Genomic DNA, 17,108 nt, shown 5'->3' on the forward strand with positions numbered 1-17,108 from the left:
TCATGCACACCACATCATGGCGCGGGGCCACGCGTGGCGTGTTGATATCGGTCAAACCCTTGACCTTAGCCACGGATTCAACGAAGCGCGACAATGACCGCCCATTGTTCGGGGGTTACCGGCATGACCGACAGCCGGCTGCCCTTTTGTACTAGCGGCAACTCGGCCAGACCGGACTGCTGCTTCAGCCTGCCCAGTTCCAGTACCCGCGGCAGGGTTTGCACATGGGCCACATCCACTGCACTCCATGGGTTCTTGTCGGCCGTGGCCTTGGCGTCGTAGTAGTGGCTTTGTGGGTCCAGCGCGGTGGGGTCGGGATAAGCCGCGCGGATGATTCTGGCAATGCCGGCAATGCCCGGTTGCGGGCAACTGGAGTGGTAGAAGAAAAATTCGTCACCTACGTTCATGGCCCGCAGGAAATTCCGCGCTTGATAATTGCGCACGCCGTCCCAGCGCGCTTCGCCCAGGCGGCCCAAGCCTTCGATGGACAGTTCGTCGGGCTCGGATTTCATCAGCCAGTAGGCCATGGATACTGCTCCTGAAAAGGTTTGAAATAACCTGTTGCACGAAACCGACAGCCGGTTGGCGTCAAGGTTTGCTTGCGGACGCAGGTTGTCGGAAAATGCGCCCCGTTTAAAGCGCGATCCGCTGGCGATACTCAGAAAATCGCCAAGCACTGAACAGTTTGCCTGGGGGGCAATCTTCGATGAATCAACGCAAAAAGCCGGATCTGCTGTGGATTCTGGTGTTCATTTTTGGCCTGGGTGTGGTCACTACCGGTTATGCGCAGGGTTTGTGGGAGCGCAAGCTGGACAGCGCCTATCAAATGCCGGTTGACGCCAGCCAGCCACAACGTTGATGCCCTCCGCTGGCGCCGCTCAACGCGGCGCCAGGTACCAGTCACGGTCCGAGACCGTCCCTTGCAGCGGTACATCCCAACTGGCTTGCGCCAGCCGCTCGACCTTCTGGCATTCGTGCGCCAGCCCCAGCAGCAATGGTTTTTTCCAGGTTTGCCGACGTGCCTGGTAGGCCAGGCTGCGATCATAGAACCCACCCCCCATGCCCAGGCGCCCGCCCACTTCGTCAAAACCGACCAGCGGTAGCAGGATCAGGTCCAGCGCCCAGACCGGCCGCTGGCGCCTGCGGTCCGTGAGCGGCTCGGGAATGCGGAAACGATTGGGCTTGAGCTTTTCGCCCTGCTCGAACCGTTGGAACACCATGCGCGTGCGCGGCCAGGCGTGCAGCACCGGCAGGTAGGTGCGTTTGCCGCGACGCTGGGCTTCGCGCATCAACAGGCAAGGGTCGATTTCGCCGTCGTTGGGCAGATACAAGGCAATGTGCCGGGCGCGGCGGAACAACGGATGCTGTGCCAGCTGGCGATACAGGCCGAGGGTGGCCTGGCGTTGCTGGGCAGGGGTGAGGGCACGGCGGGCATTGCGAAGCAGGCGACGGAGCTGGGGGCGGGTGAGCGGCGCGGTGTCGGTCATGGCACGAGCGATCCCAGGAGGGCTGGCCGCCACTGCAAGGTCGGCCAAAGCGAATCGCCCGCCTTGAGGGGCGGGCAACAGAATTCAGGCTCCCCGGTCAGACCGCTGTCGGTGTAGCCCTTGAACCCGAAAGTTCAAGGTGGAGATTGCAGGGGGCGTTAAGGCTTTCCGTCGGGCGGACATGCACACCGGCCCCAGCGTGCAACCCCCGTGGTTGTGCGTATCGGCTCAGGGACATAACCGACTGGCGCATCCACCAGGGAGTGGCGCCAGTATACCAATCTCAACCGATTTTGGTATCCGTGTCGTCGGACAATGCCTTATCTACCCGATCCAGCAGGTCGCGCACCTGTTCGCGATTGGTGCTGCTGGCCGGAGCTTCGGTGCGGTCTTCCTGGCGGTGCAGCATTTCGTGGGTAATGTTCAATGCCGCCATGACCGCGATGCGGTCGGCGCCAATCACCTTGCCGCTGCTGCGGATCTCGCGCATCTTGCCGTCCAGGTAGCGCGCGGCGCTGACCAGGTTGTTGCGCTCTTCCGGCGGGCAGATGATCGAGTATTCTTTGTCGAGGATCTGCACGGTGACGCTATTGCTTGAACTCATGAGTCTTGCTCCAGAGCCTTGAGGCGTAAGATCATCGACTCGACCTTGCGCTTGGCGATCTCGTTCTTTTCGATGAGGTGGGCGCGCTCTTCGCGCCAGGATTTTTCCTGAGCTACTAGGAGTGCATTTTGCCGTTTTAGTTGCTCGACGCGTTCGATCAGCAACTCGAATCGGCTCATCAGTGCCTGAAGGTCGTTCTCTTGCGTGGGTTGCACTCGATTCGCTCCGTCGTTGAGTCACCTGGCGATGATGCCTCTCCCTGGGCGGCGACGGCCAGTGCCGATGGTCTTGGCGCGCCTGCCGGTGCTAGGATACAAGGCCTCCATTCTAGTCATTGCGCCGTCTGGCGCCTAGCTGCCCATGCCCAATACCCAATCGCCTTACATCGCCTTCGCCATGCTGCTCTCGAGCAATGGTCATCCTGTCACCCCGGCCGAACTGCACGGCCTGCTGATCGGCCGCAGCTGCGCCGGTGCCGGTTTCGATGCCGATGCCTGGCTGGCCGATGCCGCCCAGTTGCTGGAAACCGAGCCCGGTGACACCGTGCGCAACGCCCTGATCGGCCTGCAGGAAATGGTCAAGGGTGAGCTGACCAGCGACGATATGGCCATCGTCCTGCTGCTGCCTTCCGACGACGCCGCCCTCAGCGACCGCGCCACCGCGCTGGGCCAGTGGTGCCAAGGGTTCATTACCGGTTTCGGCCTGAATGCCGGGGGCAAGGACCTGTCCGACGAAGCCAAGGATGTGCTGCAGGACCTGGTGGCCATTTCCCAGGTACAGGAAGCCCTCGAAGAGTCTGAAGACGGCGAGAGCGACTACATGGAAGTCATGGAATACCTGCGCGTGGCGCCTCTGCTGCTGTTCTCGGAGCTGGCCAAGCCGGCCGCACCCGCGCCCAAGCCATCGCTGCACTGATCAACCGGGGGTAGTCTGCCCATGAGCCACATTCCCAAGGCCGAGTATGCCCGCCGGCGCAAGGCGCTGATGGCGCAGATGGTCCCCAACAGCATCGCCATCCTGCCTGCCGCCGCAGTTGCCATCCGCAACCGCGACGTCGAGCACGTATACCGCCAGGACAGCGACTTTCAGTACCTCAGCGGCTTTCCGGAGCCTGAGGCGGTCATTGCGCTGATCCCGGGGCGTGAGCATGGCGAGTACGTGCTGTTCTGCCGTGAGCGTAACCCGGAGCGCGAGCTGTGGGACGGGCTTCGGGCCGGTCAGGAAGGCGCAGTGCGCGATTTCGGCGCCGACGATGCCTTCCCCATCACTGACATCGACGAGATCCTGCCGGGCCTGATCGAAGGCCGCGAGCGGGTATACAGCGCCATGGGCAGCAACCCCGAGTTCGACCGGCGGCTGATGGACTGGATCAACGTGATCCGCTCCAAGGCCCGCCTGGGCGCGCAGCCGCCGAACGAGTTCGTTGCGCTGGATCATCTGCTGCACGACATGCGCCTGTATAAATCGGCTGCGGAAGTGAAGGTGATGCGGGCTGCCGCAGCCATCTCGGCGCGGGCACATGTGCGTGCCATGCAGGCCTGCCGGGCCGGGCTGCACGAATACAGCCTGGAAGCCGAACTGGATTACGAATTCCGCAAGGGCGGCGCGAAGATGCCTGCCTACGGCTCGATTGTCGCGGCCGGGCGTAATGGCTGCATCCTGCACTATCAGCAGAATGACGCCCTGCTCAAGGATGGCGACCTGGTGCTGATCGACGCCGGTTGCGAAATCGACTGCTACGCCAGCGACATCACCCGCACCTTCCCGGTCAGCGGGCGCTTTTCGCCCGAGCAGAAGGCCATTTACGAGCTGGTGCTCAAGGCACAGGCCGCGGCGTTTGCCGAAATCGCCCCGGGCAAGCACTGGAACCACGCCCACGAGGCGACCGTGAAGGTCATTACCGAAGGCCTGGTGGAGCTGGGCCTGCTCACCGGCGAGGTGCAGGCGCTGATCGACAGCGAGGCCTATCGCGCCTTCTACATGCACCGTGCCGGCCATTGGCTGGGAATGGATGTGCACGATGTGGGCGAGTACAAGGTGGGCGGCGAATGGCGTGTGCTGGAACCCGGCATGGCGCTGACCGTCGAGCCGGGCATCTACATAGGTGCCGACAATCAGGCAGTGGCCAAAAAGTGGCGCGGCATTGGTGTAAGGATCGAGGACGACGTGGTGGTGACCAGGCAAGGTTGTGAAATCCTGACTTCAGGCGTGCCGCGTACGGTTGCCGAGATTGAGGCGCTGATGCAGGCCGCCCGCAAGGACGCCGCATGAGCCGCGTGAACCTGGCAATCATTGGCGGTGGCCTGGTGGGCGCAAGCCTGGCGTTGACCCTGCAGGCCGGGGCCAAGGCGCGCGGCTGGAAGATCCTCCTGATCGAGCCGTTCGCACCCGGCGACAGCTTCCAGCCCAGCTACGATGCGCGCTCTTCGGCGTTGTCGTTCGGTACTCAGCAGATCTACCAGCAGCAGGGCCTTTGGCAGGCCATTGGCCGGCGTGCCGAGCCCATCCGGCAAATTCACGTGTCTGACCGTGGCCGCTTCGGCGCCACCCGCCTGGATGCCCAGGAAGAGGGTGTGCCGGCACTGGGCTACGTGGTGGAAAACGCCTGGCTTGGCCAATGCCTGTGGCAAGGGCTGGACAGCGACGTGGTGAGTTGGCGCTGCCCGGCAGAAGTGACCTCGATGCAGGCGATCGAAGGCGGTTACCGCCTGGGGTTGAATGACGACACCCAGCTGGAATGCGACCTGGCGGTACTGGCTGACGGCGGCCGTTCCGGGCTGCGCGAGCAGTTGGGTATTCACGTGCGTCATACGCCGTACCAGCAGAGCGCATTGATCGCCAACATCACCCCGGGTGAGGCCCACGGCGGCCAGGCGTTCGAGCGCTTCACCGAAGAAGGCCCCATGGCCCTGCTGCCGCTGCCGGAAAACCGCTGTGCACTGGTGTGGACACGCCAGGGCATGGATGCGCGGCGCCTGGCCGACATCGACGAGCGCAGCTTCCTGCGCGAGCTGCAAGGCGTGTTTGGCTATCGTCTGGGCACGCTGCGCCAGGTCGGCGCACGGCACCTTTACCCCCTGTCACTGATCGAGGCCCAGGAACAGGTGCGGCCGCACCTGGTGGTACTGGGCAATGCCGCGCACAGCCTGCACCCCATCGCTGGCCAGGGCTTCAACCTGTCGCTGCGCGATGTGCAGTCGCTGGCCGACGCGTTGCTGGCCGGCCCGCAGCAGCCTGGCGACCTGGCCACGCTGCAGGCTTATGCCCAGCGCCAGCGTCTGGACCAGGCCATGACCATTGGCTTTTCCGACCAGGTCACCCGCCTGTTTGGCAGCAATCAGCCGTTGCTGGCCGCCGGTCGTAACCTCGGCCTGCTGGGGCTCGACCTGTTGCCGCCGGCCAAAAGCTGGTTCGCCCGCCAGGCCATGGGCCTTGGCACCCGCCCCGATCCGCGAGGGCAGGCATGAGCAACCCGCGTAAACTGGCACGCCGTGCACGCATGTTGCGCTGGATGCTGAACCTCTACCCGCCGTACCTGGGTGCTGGTATCCGCGTGCAGTCCATCAGCCCGGACCTGCGCAGCGTCAAAGTGGCGATGAAGCTGACCCGCTGGAACCGCAACTATGTCGGTACCCAGTTCGGTGGCAGCCTGTATTCGATGGTCGACCCTTTCTACATGTTGCTGCTGATCGAGCAACTGGGCCGCGACTACATCGTCTGGGACAAGGCCGCCAGCATCGATTTCATCTCGCCGGGCAAAGGCCCGGTGTATGCCGAATTTCACGTTGATGACGCGCTGCTGGACGACATTCGCCAGCAGACCGCCACCGGCAAGAAGTGCCTGCCGCGATTGCAGGTCGATATCCGCGATGGTGCCGGCGAACTGGTGGCGCGGGTCGATAAAACCCTATACGTGCGGCTCAAGCCGCAAGCGAGGCTGGCGTAAGGCATGGAAACGCGCGCAGATCTGTTGATTGTCGGTGCCGGTATGGTCGGCAGCGCACTGGCCCTGGCGTTGCGCCACAGTGGCTTGCAAATCCTCTTGCTCGATGGCGGCCCGCTGACGGTCAAGCCCTTCGACGCCCAGGCACCCTTCGAGCCACGTGTCAGCGCGCTGTCGGCGGCCAGCCAGCGCATCCTCGAGCGCCTTGGCGCGTGGGACGGCATTGCCCAGCGGCGTGCCACGCCGTATTCCGACATGCATGTGTGGGACGGCAGCGGCACTGGGCAGATTCATTTCTCGGCCGCCAGCGTGCACGCCCACGTGCTTGGCCATATCGTCGAGAACCGGGTGGTGCAGGATGGCCTGCTGGAGCGCCTGCACCACAGCGACATCGGCCTGCTGCCCAACGCGCGGATGGAGCAGTTGCGTCGCTCGGGAGACGAGTGGTTGCTGACCCTGGCCGATGGCCGGCAGCTGCGTGCACCGCTGGTGGTTGCCGCCGACGGTGCCCAATCAGCGGTGCGGCGCCTGGCGGGCTGCGAAACCCGCGAATGGGATTACCTTCACCATGCCATCGTCACCAGTGTGCGTTGCAGTGCCGGGCACCAGGGCACGGCCTGGCAGCGTTTCACCGATGAGGGGCCGTTGGCTTTCCTGCCGTTGACCCGTGATGGCCAGCAGGACTGGTGCTCGATTGTATGGTCGACCACCCCGGAGCATGCCGAGCAGCTGATGGCACTGGATGAAGCTGCCTTCCTGCAGGCCCTGGAGCGGGCCTTCGAGGGGCGCCTGGGGGAGGTGCTGCAGGCCGACCCGCGGGTATGCGTGCCGCTGCGCCAGCGCCACGCCAAGCGCTATGTGGATGAAGGCCTGGCCTTGATCGGCGATGCTGCGCACACCATCCACCCGCTGGCGGGGCAGGGTGTAAACCTGGGCTTCCTCGATGCCGCAGTACTGGCCGAAGTGCTGGTCAACGCTTGCGAGCGCGGTGAGCGGCTGGCGGATGTGAAGGTATTGAGCCGTTACGAGCGGCGGCGCATGCCGCACAACCTGGCGCTGATGGCAGCAATGGAGGGCTTCGAGCGCTTGTTCCAGGCCAACCCGCTGCCGTTGCGCTGGTTGCGTAACAGCGGGTTGAAACTGGTGGAGCAGATGCCGGAGGCCAAGGCGCTGTTTGTACGCCAGGCGCTGGGTTTGAGTGGTGATCTGCCGGATCTGGCCAAAGCCTGAGGGTTGCTCCTGCAATGGGCGGTGCAAGCTCTGCAACATCCGGTAACTGCTAGGTAGATGAGCCAGAAAATGGGATTCACTACCATTCGCACCTCTCAAACGATCCGAGGAGTGCTTCACATGTTGCCACGCAAGCCCCTACTGGCCGCCCTGGCCCTGACCCTGTTCGGCGGCACAGCCCAAGCGGCGGATGAAGTGGTGGTGTACTCCTCGCGCATCGACGAGCTGATCAAGCCGGTGTTCGATGCCTACACCGCCAAGACCGGGGTCAAGATCAAGTTCATCACCGACAAGGAAGCCCCGCTGATGCAGCGCATCAAGGCCGAGGGCGACAACGGCGTGGCCGACCTGCTGTTGACCGTCGATGCCGGCAACCTGTGGCAAGCCGAGCAGATGGGCATCCTGCAGCCGATCAAGTCCGACATCATCGACCAGAACATTCCGCCGCAGTACCGCGCCTCGTCCCATGACTGGACGGGCCTGAGCCTGCGCGCCCGCACCATCATCTACTCCACCGAGCGGGTCAAGCCCGAGGAGTTGAGCACCTACGAAGCCTTGGCCGACAAACAGTGGGAAGGCCGCCTGTGCCTGCGCACGGCAAAGAAGGTGTACAACCAGTCGCTCACCGCCACCCTGATCGAGACACATGGCGAGGCGAAAACGGAGCAAATCGTCAAAGGCTGGGTCAACAACCTGTCCACCGACGTGTTCTCCGACGACAACGCGGTAATCCAGGCCATCGAGGCCGGCCAGTGTGACGTGGGCGTGGTCAACACCTACTACTACGGCCGCCTGCACAAGCAAAACCCGAACCTGCCGGTGAAGATCTTCTGGCCCAACCAGGGTGACCGTGGCGTGCACGTCAACCTGTCGGGTATTGGCCTGACCAAGCATGCGCCACACCCGGAAGCGGCGAAAAAGCTGGTGGAGTGGATGACAGGTGAAGACGCGCAAAAGCTGTTCGCCGACATCAACCAGGAGTTCCCGGCCAACCCGAAGGTCAAGCCTTCCGAGGAAGTGGCGGCATGGGGCAGCTTCAAGGCTGACAGCATTCCGGTGGAAATTGCCGGCAAGCGTCAGGCCGAAGCCATTCGTTTGATGGATCGCGCTGGCTACAACTAAGCGCCAGGCCGTATCCTTCCGGGGCCTTCAGAGGCCCCTTCGCGGGACAAGCCCGCTCCCACAGTACCTTCACAGGACCGATGCCTTGTGCAGTCCCTGTGGGAGCGGGCTTGTCCCGCGAACGACCGCGCAGCGGTCGCCATCGCAACCGAGAATCAAGCCTTGCCCCACACCCCCCAACGCCGCTGGTACCTCCCGGTCTCCCTGATCGCCGCCCTCGTGCTGCTGCCCTTGAGCGTCCTGCTGTTGTCCTGGCAGTCGATCGATATGCAGATCTGGTCGCACCTGCTCGACACCCAGATGAACCGCCTGTTGGGCAATACCCTGACGCTGGTGGTGGGCGTGGGTATCGGCGTCACTGTACTGGGCGTCAGCCTCGCCTGGCTCACCAGCCTCTGCGAGTTCCCCGGCCGGCGCTGGCTGGACTGGGCGCTGATGCTGCCGTTCGCCATCCCGGCCTATGTGCTGGCGTTCGTCTTCGTCGGCCTGCTGGACTTCGCCGGCCCGGTGCAAAGCGCCCTGCGTGAGGTGTTCGGGCCGATGCGCCTGCCGCGGGTGCGCTCCACCGGCGGGGTGATCATCGTGCTGGTGCTGGTGTTCTACCCCTATGTCTATCTGCTGGCGCGCACGGCCTTCCTGGCCCAGGGCAAAGGCCTGATGGAAGCGGCGCGCGTACTCGGGCTATCGCCCCTGCAGGCTTTCTGGCGTGTGGCCTTGCCGATGGCACGGCCGGCCATCGGTGCCGGCATTGCCCTGGCCTTGATGGAAACCCTGGCCGACTTCGGCGCGGTGGCCGTGTTCAATTTCGACACCTTCACTACCGCCATCTACAAGACCTGGTACGGCTTCTTCAGCCTGTCCAGCGCCGCCCAGCTGGCCAGCCTGTTGTTGCTGGCAGTGATGCTGGTGCTGTACGGCGAGCGCCGTGCCCGTGGGGCCAGCCGCAGCGGCAACGAGCGGCCGCGGGCGCAGGCGCTGTACCACCTGCGCGGGGTCAAGGCGCTGCTGGCCAGTGGCTGGTGCCTGCTGGTGTTTGCCTGCGCCTTCGTCATCCCGCTGCTGCAGCTGCTGGCGTGGTTCTGGCAACGCGGCCGGCATGACCTGGACGAGCGCTATGTCGGCCTGGTGTTGCACACCCTGTACCTGGGCAGCATGGCGGCACTGGTCACGGTGAGCGTGGCGCTGGTGCTGGCCTTTGCCCGGCGGCAGGCGCCGACGGGGGCTATCCGCGCCGGGGTCGGCCTGGCCAATCTGGGCTATGCCTTGCCCGGCTCGGTGCTGGCAGTGTCGATCATGCTGGCGTTCAGTTACCTCGACAACCACTTGGTGATTCCGCTGTCCAGCTGGCTGGGCGGGGCAGGCAAGCCGCTGTTGCTGGGCAGCCTGGCCGCCCTGCTGCTGGCCTACCTGGTGCGTTTCATCGCCGTGGCCTACGGGCCGCTGGAAAGCAGCCTGGAGCGTATCCGCCCGTCACTGCCCGAGGCCTCCCGTAGCCTGGGCGTGGGTGGGCCCAGATTGTTTTTCAAGGTGTATCTGCCGCTGCTGGTGCCCGGTGCCCTCAGCGCCGCCCTGCTGGTGTTCGTCGATGTGCTCAAGGAGATGCCGGCCACCTTGCTGATGCGACCGTTCGGCTGGGACACCTTGGCGGTACGGGTGTTCGAGATGACCAGCGAGGGCGAATGGGCGCGTGCCTCGCTGCCCGCATTGACGCTGGTACTGGTGGGCCTGCTGCCGGTCATCGGCCTGATCCGCCGTTCGGCACATCGGCCCGGTCACAGTCACTGAGGGTGTCAGCCTGCGTCCTTGCGGCTACAATGCGCGGCATTCGCGCGGTGGGTCCTACAAGAAGAGCTGACGATCAAACGTCATCGACCGCCGCCGCTTCGCCACGCCCGGAAGGAGAAACCCATGGGACAGCGCACGCTTTTGTATGACCTGCACCTGGCGCTTGGCGCCAAAACGGTCGATTTCGGTGGCTGGGACATGCCCCTGCACTATGGCTCGCAGGTCGAGGAGCACCACCAGGTGCGCAGCGATTGCGGGGTTTTCGATGTTTCCCACATGACCGTGATCGATGTCGATGGCAGCGACGCAACTGCCTGGCTGCAACGTTTGCTCGCCAACGACGTGGCCCGCCTCAAGGCTACCGGCAAGGCGCTGTACAGCCCGCTGCTCCAGGAGCAGGGCGGGGTGATTGACGACTTGATCGTCTACCGCACGGAAACCGGCTACCGCCTGGTCACCAATGCCGCTACCCGGGCGAGAGTGCTCGATTGGCTAGAACGCCAGCAGGCCGGTTTTACCGTGAAATTCCAGGTCCGCCCCGACCTGGCCATTCTCGCCATCCAGGGCCCACGTGCCCGCGAAAAGGTCGCAGCACTGCTCAGCCAGGCGCGTGCGGCGCTGATTCGCGATCTGCGACCGTTCGAAGGTGTCGCCGACGGTGACTGGTTCATTGCCCGCACCGGGTATACCGGTGAGGACGGCCTGGAGATCATCTTCCCGGGCGATCAGGCGGTGGCATTCTTCAATGATTTAGTCGGCGCCGGCATCGCCCCCAGTGGCCTGGGTGCCCGCGATACTCTGCGCCTGGAAGCCGGCATGAACCTGTACGGCCAGGACATCGACGAAGCCCATACCCCGCTGACCTCCAACCTGGGCTGGAGCATCGCCTGGGAGCCAGCCGAGCGTGACTTCATCGGCCGCGCCGGCCTGCTGACGGAAATCGAACAGGGTGTGCAGGAAAAGCTGGTCGGCCTGGTGCTGGAAGAGCGCGGCGTGCTGCGTGCCCACCAGGTGGTGCGTGTGGCCGGGATTGGCGAAGGGGAGATCACCAGTGGTAGTTTCTCTCCTACGCTGAGCAAGTCCATTGCCCTTGCGCGCGTACCCATGGCCACCGGTGACCGCGCCGAGGTGGAAATCCGCGGCAAATGGTACCCGGTGCGAGTGGTCAAACCGACCTTCGTGCGCCACGGCAAGATCCTGATCTGAACATTTATCAACCGGCGGGCGTACCGCTGAGCCAATCGAGGAATTCAAGACATGAGCAATATCCCCGCCGACCTGCGTTTTGCCGAAAGCCACGAGTGGGCGCGCCTGGAAGCCGACGGCAGCGTGACCGTGGGTATCAGTGACCACGCCCAGCAAGCCCTGGGTGACGTGGTATTCGTCGAGCTGGCCGAAGTCGGCAAGGTATTCGCCGCTGGCGACGCTGCCGGTGTGGTCGAGTCGGTCAAGGCCGCTTCGGACATTTACGCCCCGATCGGCGGCGAAGTGATCGCAGTCAACGAAGAACTGGCCGATAGCCCGGAGCAGCTCAACGAAGAACCCTACACAGCGTGGATCTTCAAACTGAAGCCAAGCAACCCGGCCGAGCTGGAAAAGCTGCTGGATGCTGCCGGCTATGCAGCTGCCATCGGCGAGTAACTGATAGATCTCGGGGCGCAACGCGCCCCCGGCTTTCGCCAGGCCAAAGCAAGTTTCCCCGCAGAATCGGCAATCCCTTCCTAGACTTGTAAGTCTCCATGAGACCTGGTCTAGGAAGAGAGCGTCGTCATGTCCCAGTCGCCATCCCTGCATCAACTGCAAGAGCTCAACCCTTTCCTGCATCGCCACCTGGGCCCCGATGGCGCAGAACAGCAGGCCATGCTCAACGTGCTGGGTGTCGCCAGCCGCAGCGAGCTGATCGAGCAGACCGTACCGCCAGGCATCCGCCTCAATCGCCCACTTGACCTGCCAGCGGCGCTGGATGAGCAGGCCGCGCTGGCCAAACTCGCCGGCTACGCCGCACAGAACCAGGTCTGGACCAGCCTGATCGGCATGGGCTACCACGGCACCATCACCCCCACGGTCATCCTGCGCAATGTGCTGGAAAACCCCGGCTGGTACACCGCCTATACGCCGTATCAACCCGAAATCGCCCAAGGCCGCCTGGAGGCGCTGCTGAACTTCCAGCAAATGGTCATCGACCTCACCGGGCTGGCGCTGGCCAATGCCTCGCTGCTCGATGAAGCCACCGCCGCCGCCGAGGCCATGGCCCTGGCCAAGCGGATGGCGCGCAACAAGAGCAATGCCTTCTTTGCTGACGAGCACTGCCACCCGCAAACGCTGTCGGTACTCAAGACCCGCGCCGAGGGCTTTGGCTTCGAATTGATCGTCGACGCTGTGGATAACCTTGGCAATCACGCGGTATTTGGCGCTTTGCTGCAGTATCCCGACACCCACGGCGAGGTGCGTGACCTGCGCCCGCTGATCGACCAGTTGCACAGCCAGCAGGCACTGGCCTGCGTGGCTGCCGACCTGCTCAGCCTGGTGGTGCTGACGCCCCCCGGCGAGCTGGGGGCCGATGTGGTACTGGGTTCGACCCAGCGCTTTGGTGTGCCGATGGGCTACGGCGGCCCCCACGCGGCCTATTTCGCCTGCCGCGACGACTACAAGCGTGCCATGCCGGGGCGCATCATTGGCGTGTCGCGCGATGGCCGTGGCAACACTGCGCTGCGCATGGCCCTGCAAACCCGCGAGCAGCATATCCGCCGCGAGAAGGCCAACTCCAACATCTGCACGGCCCAGGTGCTATTGGTCAACATTGCCGGCTTCTACGCGGTGTATCACGGCCCTGAAGGCCTGCAGCGCATCGCCCAGCGTGTGCACCGGCTGACCGTCATCCTGGCTGCTGGCCTTGAAGCCAAAGGCATCCAGCGGCTCAACCGGCATTTCTTCGACACCCTTACCCTGGATGTCGGCGGCACCCAGGCGGCCATCATCGAAAGCGCCGAAGCCGCGCACATCAACGTGCGCATTCTTGGGCGCGGGCACCTGGGCGTGAGCCTGGACGAAACCTGTGACGAGCACACGGTGCTGCGCCTGTTCGATATCTTCCTGGGTGTGGACCACGGCCTGGAGATCGCTGCCCTCGATCAGCTGGCCCTGCCCCAAGGCATCCCGGCCGGGCTGGTGCGGCGCACGCCGTTTCTCGCTCACCCGGTGTTCAACCTGCACCACAGCGAAACCGAGATGCTGCGCTACCTCAAGCAGCTGGAGAACAAGGACCTGGCCCTGAACCAGTCGATGATCCCGCTGGGCTCGTGCACCATGAAACTCAACGCCACCAGTGAAATGATCCCCATCACCTGGCCCGGCTTTGCCCACATGCACCCCTTTGCGCCGGCGGCCCAGGCCACGGGTTACAAGGCGATGATCGACGAACTGGAAAGCTGGCTGTGCGCAATCACCGGCTTCGACGCCATCTGCATGCAGCCCAACTCCGGTGCCCAGGGCGAGTACGCAGGCCTGATGGCCATCACCCGCTACCATCGCAGCCGCCACCAGCCCCAGCGTACGCTGTGCCTGATTCCCTCGTCAGCCCACGGCACCAACCCGGCGTCGGCGCAAATGGCGGGCATGGAGGTGGTGATCGTGGATTGCGACGACCACGGCAACGTCGACTTGAACGATCTCAAGGCCAAAGCCCACGCGGCCGGGGAGCGCTTGTCGTGCCTGATGGTCACCTATCCGTCCACCCACGGTGTGTACGAAGAGGGCATCCGCGAAATCTGCGAAGTGGTCCATCAGCACGGCGGCCAGGTGTACATGGATGGCGCCAACCTCAATGCCCAGGTGGGCCTGGCGCGGCCGGCCGACATGGGGGCCGATGTTTCGCACATGAACCTGCACAAGACTTTCTGCATCCCTCACGGCGGTGGTGGCCCGGGCATGGGGCCGATTGGCATCCGCGCGCACCTCACGCCGTTCGTTGCCAGCCACCCGGTGGTACCTGTGCCCGGCCTGGACCCGAACAACAGCGCGGTCAGCGCCGCACCCTGGGGCAGCGCGAGCATCCTGCCGATCAGCTGGATGTACATTGCCATGATGGGGCCGCAGCTGGCCGATGCCAGCGAGGTGGCAATCCTGTCGGCCAACTACCTGGCCAGCCAGTTGGGCGGCGCCTTCCCGGTGCTCTACCGCGGGCGCAACCAGCGGGTGGCGCATGAGTGCATCTTCGACTTGCGGCCGTTGAAAGCACAGACGGGCATCAGCGAGGAGGACGTGGCCAAGCGTTTGATGGACTATGGTTTCCACGCCCCGACCATGTCATTCCCGGTGCCGGGCACGCTGATGGTGGAGCCGACCGAAAGTGAGTCCAAAGCCGAGCTGGACCGGTTTGTCGAGGCGATGCTGGCGATTCGTGCAGAGATTGGCGAGGTGCAGGACGGCAACTGGCCGGCGGAGAACAACCCCCTCAAGCATGCGCCGCATACCCTGGCTGATGTACTGGGGGTGTGGGACAGGCCGTATAGCCTGGAGCAGGCGGTGGCACCCAGTGCGCACGTGCGCCAGCACAAGTACTGGCCGGCGGTGAACCGGGTGGACAACGTGTATGGGGACAGAAACCTGTTCTGCGCGTGTGTGCCGGTGGAGGCTTACCGCTGAGATTAGTGCTGGGTTTTTCGCGGGCTTGCCCGCTCCCACAGGAATTGCACCAGATTCAGCCTTGTGCGGTCCCTGTGGGAGCGGGCAGGCCCGCGAAGCAGGCGACGCGGTTACTCGGCTACTGCATTCTTGGCCAGGATGGCATTGGCCAGCTCCATGTCGGAAGCTTGCATCCCTGGGTGCTCTGCCCGTGCCTGGCGCATGGCCGCTTCCAGGAACGGCCCGCGGATTGCGCCTTCGCTGGCGACGAAGCTGCTGGCGTCATCCTGCGCGGCTACTACCAGTTTGTGATCCCGCGAGGTCAGGTAGCTCGATCCAGTGGTTGCACCGGAAGTCATCACGTTACGCCAGAAGGTATCGGCCATGGCCGAGCCAATGGGCAGCGAAAGCAAGGCAGCGGCAGCGATGGCGGTTTTGAGACGCATGTTGAAACACCTCGAAGGGTGAGGGTTAAAGATGCGCGGTTGGATCTTTTCTGCCAGGGCAAGTTCCTTGAATACGAAGGACTTTTCGTCAGTTGCAGACACGCAGTACTTCCTCGGTACGGGTCTGCCCGCTAGCCACTTTGGCCTCGCCGCAACGGCGCAGGTCAACCAGGCCATCGGCCAGCGCCTGACGCCGTAAATGGGTCAGATCGGTGTTCGGGCCAATCAAAGCACGCAGGCTCTCACTGGGCTGCAGCAGTTCGAACAACCCCGTGCGCCCATGAAAACCGGTGCCTCGGCAGGTCCGGCAGGTGTCTGAAGGATTCGCTCCACAGTCCGGGCACAACGTACGCACCAGGCGCTGGGCCATGACCCCGACCAGTGTGGCCTTGATCAGGTAGTCGGCCACACCCAGCTCTTGCAGGCGCGTGATTGCCGCGCAGGCGTCGTTGGTATGCAGGGTCGACAGGACCAGGTGCCCGGTCAGGGCCGCCTGTACCGCCACCAGGGCCGTTTCGCGGTCGCGGATTTCGCCGATCATGATGATGTCCGGGTCTTGGCGCAGCATGGCCCGCACGGCGCTGGCAAAACCCAGGTCCAGCGCGGGCTGCACCTGTAGCTGGTTGAAGGCCGGTTCCAGGCGTTCGATCGGGTCTTCGATGGTGCACACGTTTACCTGCGGCGTGGCCAGCAGTGTGAGGCTGGTGTACAGCGTGCTGGTCTTGCCGGAACCGGTGGGGCCGGTGACCAGGATGATGCCCTGGCGCTGGCGCAGCAGGCTTTGCCACTGAGCCAGCTGCGGCCCCTCCAGACCGAGGTGGTCGAAGCCCTCGTGCAGTTGGTGTGGGTCGAACACGCGCAGTACCAGCTTTTCGCCGAACGGGGTCGGCAGCGTCGACAGCCGTAGTTCCACTTCACCACCACCCGGTAGCCGGCTTTGCAGGCGGCCGTCCTGGGGCCGACGCTTTTCTGCAACGTCCATGCGGCCAAGGTGTTTCAGGCGGCTGACCAGCGCCAGGGTGACCCCGGCGGGGAAGGCATACACGGTGTGCAGCAGGCCATCGATGCGGTAGCGCAACTGGCCCTGGTCGCGTCGTGGCTCCAGGTGGATATCGCTGGCGCGCTGCTCAATGGCGTATTGCAGCAGCCAGTCGACGATATGCACGATGTGCGCGTCGTCTGCGCTGGCTTCGGTCTGGCGCATGCCCAGTTCCAGCCACTGTTCGAGGTCGCCCAGGCTGGACGATTGCTGGTGCTGCGCGCCCTTTACCGACTGGGCCAAGTGGTGAAACGACTGCCCTGACTGGCGGATTTGTGTGGGGCTGGCCAGCACGCGGCGGATCGGCCGACCCAGGCTGCGGGCCAGGTCTGCCTGCCAGTCGTTCTGGTAGGGCTGGGCGCTGGCGACGGTGATGCCGGAGGGGTCGTCGGCGACGATGAGGATGCCGTGGCGCTGGGCGAAAGCAGGGGATACCAGGCCGGCGACTTGCGGCAGGTCGAGTTGCAGGGGGTCGATACGCAGGTAGGGCTGACCGACCTTGCCGGCCAGCCATTGGCAGAGGTAGTCCACGTCCAGCAGCCGGCCTGGTTGCCGGCGGTCTTCCAGGCAGCAGGCGGCGATGTGTTCCAGCGGGTGGCCGGCGGGCTGTGCGGCGGCGTGTTCGAGTACTTGCAGGGTGTCGTTGGCGTGTAGGTACTGATCGGTGAGCAGGGCCTGAAGCACGCGCTTCAGATCGAGTTCCAGGTTGTCGGGGGTGTGCATGGTTGGCGTCCGTGCCTGATGGGGAAGTGCTGATCAAGGCTAGCCGGGCGGCGGAAGAGCATCGGAGGTGAAGGGTTTCAGGAATTTGCTATTTCTGTGCCGGCGA

17 protein-coding genes and 1 other RNA gene are annotated in these 17,108 nt (G+C 64.2%); 11 read left to right on the top strand and 7 right to left on the bottom strand.

What is annotated here, in order from left to right:
• Positions 1-77 precede the first annotated feature (77 nt).
• The gene (locus tag J3A71_RS00925; RefSeq protein ID WP_016489748.1) at positions 78-527 is read right to left on the bottom strand and encodes an EVE domain-containing protein; all 450 of its coding nucleotides are present in this window, start codon (positions 525-527) and stop codon (positions 78-80) included.
• Between the two features lie 179 nt (positions 528-706).
• Between J3A71_RS00925 and J3A71_RS00930 the strand changes: the two genes are divergently transcribed.
• Positions 707-859, top strand: a complete 153-nt coding sequence (locus J3A71_RS00930; RefSeq protein WP_016489747.1) for a hypothetical protein — start codon at positions 707-709, stop codon at positions 857-859.
• A gap of 19 nt (positions 860-878) precedes the next feature.
• Here the strand turns inward: J3A71_RS00930 and J3A71_RS00935 are convergent, their stop codons facing one another.
• From J3A71_RS00935 to J3A71_RS00950, 4 genes are all read right to left on the bottom strand, one after another.
• Entirely contained in the window at positions 879-1,487 is a 609-nt protein-coding gene (locus J3A71_RS00935; RefSeq protein ID WP_024718086.1) for a 5-formyltetrahydrofolate cyclo-ligase, read from the bottom strand.
• Between the two features lie 86 nt (positions 1,488-1,573).
• A non-coding RNA gene (ssrS, locus tag J3A71_RS00940) (6S RNA) lies at positions 1,574-1,753 on the bottom strand.
• A gap of 17 nt (positions 1,754-1,770) precedes the next feature.
• Complete coding sequence (locus tag J3A71_RS00945; protein WP_016489745.1) at positions 1,771-2,091, bottom strand: cell division protein ZapA; 321 nt, start codon at positions 2,089-2,091, stop codon at positions 1,771-1,773.
• Complete coding sequence (locus J3A71_RS00950) at positions 2,088-2,270, bottom strand: TIGR02449 family protein (protein ID WP_029886233.1); 183 nt, start codon at positions 2,268-2,270, stop codon at positions 2,088-2,090. Before J3A71_RS00950 ends, J3A71_RS00945 begins: the two co-directional genes overlap by 4 nt.
• A 181-nt stretch (positions 2,271-2,451) precedes the next feature.
• Here J3A71_RS00950 and J3A71_RS00955 point away from each other — a divergent pair, with 181 nt between their 5' ends.
• The 10 genes from J3A71_RS00955 (at position 2,452) to gcvP (ending at position 14,815) form a co-directional block, all read left to right on the top strand.
• Positions 2,452-3,006, top strand: a complete 555-nt coding sequence (locus J3A71_RS00955; protein ID WP_016489744.1) for a YecA family protein — start codon at positions 2,452-2,454, stop codon at positions 3,004-3,006.
• 21 nt (positions 3,007-3,027) lie between these two features.
• On the top strand, positions 3,028-4,362 hold the full coding sequence (gene pepP / locus J3A71_RS00960) for a Xaa-Pro aminopeptidase (RefSeq protein ID WP_016489743.1): 1,335 nt from the start codon (positions 3,028-3,030) through the stop codon (positions 4,360-4,362).
• Positions 4,359-5,558 carry a 2-octaprenyl-6-methoxyphenyl hydroxylase gene (ubiH, locus tag J3A71_RS00965; RefSeq protein WP_096426897.1) on the top strand — a complete coding sequence of 400 codons (1,200 nt, stop codon included), beginning with the start codon at positions 4,359-4,361 and terminating at the stop codon, positions 5,556-5,558. The genes pepP and ubiH overlap by 4 nt, the downstream gene beginning before the upstream one ends.
• Entirely contained in the window at positions 5,555-6,037 is a 483-nt protein-coding gene (locus tag J3A71_RS00970; RefSeq protein ID WP_016489741.1) for a DUF4442 domain-containing protein, read from the top strand. The genes ubiH and J3A71_RS00970 overlap by 4 nt, the downstream gene beginning before the upstream one ends.
• Positions 6,038-6,040: 3 nt before the next feature.
• Positions 6,041-7,264 carry a 2-octaprenyl-3-methyl-6-methoxy-1,4-benzoquinol hydroxylase gene (locus J3A71_RS00975; RefSeq protein ID WP_096426896.1) on the top strand — a complete coding sequence of 408 codons (1,224 nt, stop codon included), beginning with the start codon at positions 6,041-6,043 and terminating at the stop codon, positions 7,262-7,264.
• Positions 7,265-7,384: 120 nt separating this feature from the next.
• Positions 7,385-8,386, top strand: a complete 1,002-nt coding sequence (locus J3A71_RS00980) for an extracellular solute-binding protein (protein WP_016489739.1) — start codon at positions 7,385-7,387, stop codon at positions 8,384-8,386.
• 267 nt (positions 8,387-8,653) lie between these two features.
• The gene (locus J3A71_RS00985; RefSeq protein ID WP_231995349.1) at positions 8,654-10,171 is read left to right on the top strand and encodes an iron ABC transporter permease; all 1,518 of its coding nucleotides are present in this window, start codon (positions 8,654-8,656) and stop codon (positions 10,169-10,171) included.
• A 123-nt stretch (positions 10,172-10,294) separates the two neighbouring features.
• Positions 10,295-11,377, top strand: a complete 1,083-nt coding sequence (gene gcvT, locus J3A71_RS00990) for a glycine cleavage system aminomethyltransferase GcvT (protein WP_096426895.1) — start codon at positions 10,295-10,297, stop codon at positions 11,375-11,377.
• A 51-nt stretch (positions 11,378-11,428) separates the two neighbouring features.
• Positions 11,429-11,812 carry a glycine cleavage system protein GcvH gene (gene gcvH / locus J3A71_RS00995; protein ID WP_016489736.1) on the top strand — a complete coding sequence of 128 codons (384 nt, stop codon included), beginning with the start codon at positions 11,429-11,431 and terminating at the stop codon, positions 11,810-11,812.
• Between the two features lie 129 nt (positions 11,813-11,941).
• Entirely contained in the window at positions 11,942-14,815 is a 2,874-nt protein-coding gene (gene gcvP, locus J3A71_RS01000) for an aminomethyl-transferring glycine dehydrogenase (protein ID WP_102667611.1), read from the top strand.
• 110 nt (positions 14,816-14,925) lie between these two features.
• On the opposite strand, the gene J3A71_RS01005 is transcribed toward gcvP, so the two are convergent.
• Positions 14,926-15,240 (bottom strand): DUF2388 domain-containing protein, encoded by a 315-nt coding sequence (locus J3A71_RS01005; protein ID WP_024718088.1) that lies wholly within the window; start codon positions 15,238-15,240, stop codon positions 14,926-14,928.
• 88 nt (positions 15,241-15,328) lie between these two features.
• Positions 15,329-17,002, bottom strand: coding sequence for a GspE/PulE family protein (locus J3A71_RS01010; RefSeq protein WP_096426893.1), 1,674 nt, complete (start codon positions 17,000-17,002; stop codon positions 15,329-15,331).
• Positions 17,003-17,108 lie beyond the last annotated feature (106 nt).

Origin of the sequence: Pseudomonas sp. PvP089 (assembly GCF_017875165.1) — a bacterium.
Taxonomy (GTDB): domain Bacteria; phylum Pseudomonadota; class Gammaproteobacteria; order Pseudomonadales; family Pseudomonadaceae; genus Aquipseudomonas; species Aquipseudomonas fortuita.